The organism is Sphingomonas sp. (genome assembly GCF_051962185.1).
Lineage (GTDB): Bacteria > Pseudomonadota > Alphaproteobacteria > Sphingomonadales > Sphingomonadaceae > Sphingomonas.
On the sequence record NZ_JBQCCN010000025.1, the window covers coordinates 1 to 4,059 of the forward strand.

At 66.2% G+C, this 4,059-nt stretch carries 3 protein-coding genes; all 3 read right to left on the minus strand.

Annotated elements, in window-relative coordinates; genetic code table 11:
- Complete coding sequence (locus tag ACTHJR_RS02010) at nt 1-1,575, minus strand: S1C family serine protease (RefSeq protein WP_440521388.1); 1,575 nt, start codon at nt 1,573-1,575, stop codon at nt 1-3.
- 48 nt (nt 1,576-1,623) lie between these two features.
- Entirely contained in the window at nt 1,624-3,201 is a 1,578-nt protein-coding gene (locus ACTHJR_RS02015) for a hypothetical protein (RefSeq protein WP_440521390.1), read from the minus strand.
- Between the two features lie 51 nt (nt 3,202-3,252).
- A partial coding sequence (gene priA / locus ACTHJR_RS02020) for a replication restart helicase PriA (protein ID WP_440521391.1) occupies nt 3,253-4,059 on the minus strand: 807 nt, incomplete at its 5' end.

A 4,059-nucleotide genomic window follows, 5' to 3' on the forward strand; every position in this document is an offset into this window, starting at 1 on the left:
TCAGGGCGCCGCCGAGCAGGAATAGACGAGCTTCTCGCTATAGGTGGTCGGCAGCGCGGCGCGGATCGACTGCTGCTGGACCATCAGATTGTTGCGCATGCCGGGATCGGCCGTGCATTGGCGGAGCGGGTTCTGTGCCCGCAGCTTGCGCGCCGCGTCCATCTGCGCCGCGCTCAGGAAATAGCGATAGGCGACATAGGTCCGCGCATCGGGGTCGAATTGCAGCACCGACACGGTCTGCTCCTCGTTGGGCACCAACACGCGCGTCCATTTGCCATTGTCGTCGGCATATTGCGTGCGCTCGTTCATGCAGCCGTCCTGCCCCCAGTCGAGGTTGACGTCGCTGGTCTCCGACACCGTCACGCGGCTGCGGTCGGGCTGGAATTTGCAGATCATCTTGCCCAACGGGCGCGCGGCGGCGGCGGTCGCGGCCGGCGTCGCGGACGGGACGGCGAAACCCGGCGGCAGCATCGGCTCCTCGCTTGGTCTCAGCAGGAAGACGATGACCGCCGCCAGGATCAGCACCCCGCCGCCCGACGCCGCCCAGATCGCCTCGCGCTGCTTGCCGCGCGAATAGAGCAAGCCGCCGCCGCCCACCGCCAGCGCGCCGAGCACCAGCAACAAGGCGGCGATCGCCATGACGTTCTCGCTCGCGCGCTGCGCGTTCAGCCGCGCGTCCTCGAGTGCCTGCTGGCGGCTCGCCAGGTCGCGCGCCTGCGCGTCGCGGCGCGCGGCGTCGGCGCTTTCGCGCGCCGCGGCATCGGCGGCCTCGTCGGCGCTCAGCCGGGCTTCCAGGCTCATGCACGGGATGTCGACCGCGTTGAATGCCTGTTTGTTGTCATGCAGGAACGCGGCGAGTTCGCTCTCGGCGATCGCGAAGGCGAAATTGGCGTCGCCATCCTCGCCCTTGGTGATCGCCGAATTGACCCCCAGCACGCGGCCGCAACGGTCGAGCAGCGGCCCGCCCGAATTGCCGCGCGAGATGCTGGCGGAATGGAGCAGCACGCTCAGGCCGTCGATGTTGCGTATCGCCGACAGCGATCCTTCGGACCGCACCGGCGCCAGCGGCTTGATGTAATCGGCGGCCGATTGCGCGGTGGCGAGGTCGACATTGCCCGGATAGCCGAGCGAAACGAGCCCCATGCTGTCGTCGGGCTTGCCGGTATAGAGCGTGGCGACCGGCAGCGACCCGCCGGTGAACTCGATCAGCGCGAGGTCGCGCTTGGCGTCGATCGCGACGACGCGGCCTTGGTACGACTTGCTGCCTTCAGATGGCACCACGCCGATCACGACATTGTCCGGATATTTCTGCGCCAGTTCGACGACATGCGCGTTGGTGACGATGCGGTTGGGGCCGACCGCGAAGCCGGAGCCGTGCCCGAATCCTACCACTTCCTGGTCGACGATCGCGATCGTCACCACGCGAACGACGCTGCGCGAGGTGGCGGCGATATCGTCGGCGCGCGCCGGGATGGGGGCGAGCCAGGTCGCGACACACAGCGCCAGCACGATCGCGGCCAGCCGGTGCCGCAGGAATCCGATCATCGTGCGCATCGCCTTCATGGCGTGCGACATGGCAGAATCCGCGGCGGATAAACAGGCCTGGCGAGCGTGTCAGCGATATCAGGAGCCTTTCTTGCCGTTGTCTTTCTTGTCCTTATCCTCGGGTTTCGCGTCGAGCAGCTTGATCGCGCCAGGCACGTCGTTGGCGTCGATCGCGGCCAGCACCTTGCCGGCGCGCTCGGCCAAGCCGGGCGCCTCCGCATTGAAAGCGAGCGGCCCGATCGCGACACGCGCCTCCTTGATCTTGTTCTGTCCGAGTAGCACGCGCGTCGCCTGAGCACGCAACTCCAGGTCGAACGGCGCCAGCGCATAAGCGTAGATCAGGGCGTTTTCGGCATTGAGCGTGGGCTTGGCCTTGGCCAGGCCGAAGCTGTCATAATATTGCGCCAGCGGCTCTGGATCCTCGGTGTCGATCTTGTTGGCGAGCAGGAACCATTTGCGGATCGCCTGCCATTTGGCGGGATCGGTGACCTTTGTGCGGACCGCGATTTGCTCCTGCGCCATGCCCTTGTAGAGCAAGGCGTGAACCGATTTGGGATCTGCGGCGATCGCGCGGTCGGCCGCCGCCTCGGGGCGGGCATCGCCGGCCAGCGCGGCGGCGTCGTCCTTGGTCGAGCTCGCTGCGTCATATTCGGCCTCGGCCAGTTCGTTCTGCGCGCCGGCATCATTGGCGAAAGGGGCCGCGAGCCGGCGGGCGAGCTCGACCACCTCCGGCGCCTGTTTGTCGTCGACCCCTCGTTTCGACTGGATCAACGCGGGCATCACCGCCGCCTCGCCGTCGGTCAGCCGCCGCAAGGTGACCTCGCCGATCGGCAACTGGTCGGCGGTCAGCATTCCGGACGCGACTTTCCCCTTAGCCCAGGCATCCATCTTGAGGTCCAGCGTGTCGCTATTGCCAAAGACCTTGGCTGCTTCGTCAATCGATTTCCCACTGTTGATCGCGCCGATATAATCCGACAATTGCTTGCGCCGATCATTGCTGAAGGTCAGATAGTCCAGCAGCAGCCAACCGCGGCCATAGACCGCGTCCCGGCTCCGTCCGTCGAGTTTGTCTGATGGCTTCGCCCGCAACAGATCGGGCGCCGGCATCCACCCACTTTGACCAACCGACCATCGCCGATAGGTCGGTTGTGCGCCGAACACGACGTTGCCGTTCGGCTGGATGAGCGCGGTCGCGTGAAGTTCCGCGAATCCCTCGACGAACCAATAGGGAAAGGCGGCATCTGCCCAATTGGAGAACATCCAGTGATGGGTATATTCGTGGAACAGGATCGCTTGCGATGACAACTCGCCGTTGCCGCCGCTGCGCGGCATGAACGCGACCGGCCCGGATCCTCGCGAGATATAGAAGCCGGCCACGCCCGAATTGCCGTACAGTTTCTGCACATCGGCGACGCTGTCGACCACGAAGATCGTCACCCGGGCGGCTGGGCCGCGCTTGACCTCCTTGACGCCGTGCCAGACGCTCACCGCCTTGTCGAAGCGTTCGAGCTTTTCGGTATAGGCTTTGACACGCTCGGGGCTGTCGTTCGAATAGACTACGAAGTGCTGCGAACTAGCCTGATACCAGGCCGCGCTCGCCGCCGTGGGCAGCATCGCCGCCAAAGCGGTCGCGCCTAGCAGTACCTTGCGAAACATCGATAATTCCCCCGGACGGACCCCTGTTCTGACGCAATCCTATCGTGCCCGTCAGACAAAGCTATAGGGATCGACGTCGACGATGACGCGCACCTTGGCCGGCCAGTCGAGCGCGCCCAGCCACGCCCGGATCACGTCCTGCACGTCCAGCCCGCGCCGCGCATGGACGAGCAACCGATAGCGATGGCGTCCGCGCAGCATCGCCAGGGGAGCAGGCGCGGGGCCATAGACATCCATCCCCTCGAGACGCGGCGCGGTGCGGCCGACCAATTGGGCGATCTCGTGCGCGGCCGATTGATCCTCCGAACTGACCACGATCGCGGCGTAGCGGCCGAACGGCGGCGCGCCCGCCTCGCGCCGCGCATCGGTCTCGGCGGCGGTGAAGGCATCGACATCGCCGGAGACCAGCGCCTCCATCACCGGCGCACTGGGATCGTGGGTCTGGATGAAGACATGGCCGGGCTTTTCGCCGCGACCGGCGCGGCCGGCGACCTGCATGATCTGCTGGAACGTCCGCTCCGCCGCGCGCAGGTCGCCACCGCCCAGGCCGAGATCGGCGTCGATGACTCCCACCAGGGTCAGATTGGGGAAGTGATAGCCCTTGGTCACCAATTGCGTGCCGATGACGATGTCGATGTCGCCGGCTTCCATCCGTCCGACGAATTCGGCCGCCTTGGCCGGCGACCAGATCGTGTCGCTGGTGACGATCGCCGTACGCGCCTCTGGCCATAACGCCGCCGCTTCGTCGGCGATACGCTCGACGCCGGGGCCGCACGCGACGAGCGAATCCTCCTCATGGCATTCGGGGCATTCGCGCGGCGTCGGCATGACGTGCCCGCAATGGTGGCAGCTCAGCCG

What these genes read in the sequence shown, in the direction of transcription:
- ACTHJR_RS02015 (WP_440521390.1), bottom strand. Translation starts at nt 3,201, where the DNA reads ATGTTTCGCAAGGTACTGCTAGGCGCGACCGCTTTGGCGGCGATGCTG.
- ACTHJR_RS02010 (WP_440521388.1), bottom strand. Translation starts at nt 1,575, where the DNA reads ATGTCGCACGCCATGAAGGCGATGCGCACGATGATCGGATTCCTGCGG.